Raw genomic sequence first — 772 nt, forward strand, 5'->3', positions numbered from 1 at the left:
GTTGGCACGCTCAGCACCGAAAACCGCACCCAGAATCCGCCACCAGAAATGAACACCGGATTACGTCACCAAATTCCGTCACCACTTACCGCCGCCAGATTTACGCGGGTTTAGACCGCCGCTAACAGCACGCGGTCCACAAGCAAAGCGGGGGAAACGTCCATGGTGAATCCTTGTTGGGTGACTCTTCTTTATCGGCCCGACGCATCTACAACTTGAAGCGCTGGTGCGCGAGCACTGCCGGGGCCACTGGCTCCCGTAGTAAAAACTGGACCACAATATCAATAGAGCCAGAGAACAGCAAACACAACGCTTATCAGAGAGGGGGCAGATGAGATCGGCAAAAGTAAATGGCCCGCCCTTATGCAATACCGTAACTCTGCGTGTGTCAAAGTGGAAACCGGCAGCACATCGGCGGCGGGAGTGGCAATCGCCACAAGCAGGTAATCTACTAAAGTAGTACTACCTGAAACCTATAAAAGTAGCCAAGAGGAAGTCATGATGCAGCCAAGCGAGATTGAAATTGAAATTGAAGGAAGCGGAGGGAGGGCGGATTCAAAAGTGAAGTGCAACACCCTGGGTTTCAATGAACGAGGGTGGAATGTTGCGGGCTGTTGAGCAGGAGCTCTCGGTAGACCGCCAGCGGTGATCGTACGCCAAGGCCTTTCCTGGGCCGGTTGTTGATCTGATCGGCAATGGCATCGAGTTGCTCTTGGCTGTAGCCCGAGAGATCGGTGCCCTTGGGTAGGTACTGACGCACCAGTCCATTGGT

At 54.0% G+C, this 772-nt stretch carries 1 protein-coding gene; it reads right to left on the reverse strand.

Annotated features, from left to right (window positions below; genetic code table 11):
* Positions 1-583 precede the first annotated feature (583 nt).
* Positions 584-772 (reverse strand): transposase (locus tag AC0GNR_RS19485; RefSeq protein ID WP_472900757.1); only part of this gene is annotated, 189 nt, incomplete at its 5' end.

Source organism: Hydrogenophaga sp. LT287, assembly GCF_055702805.1.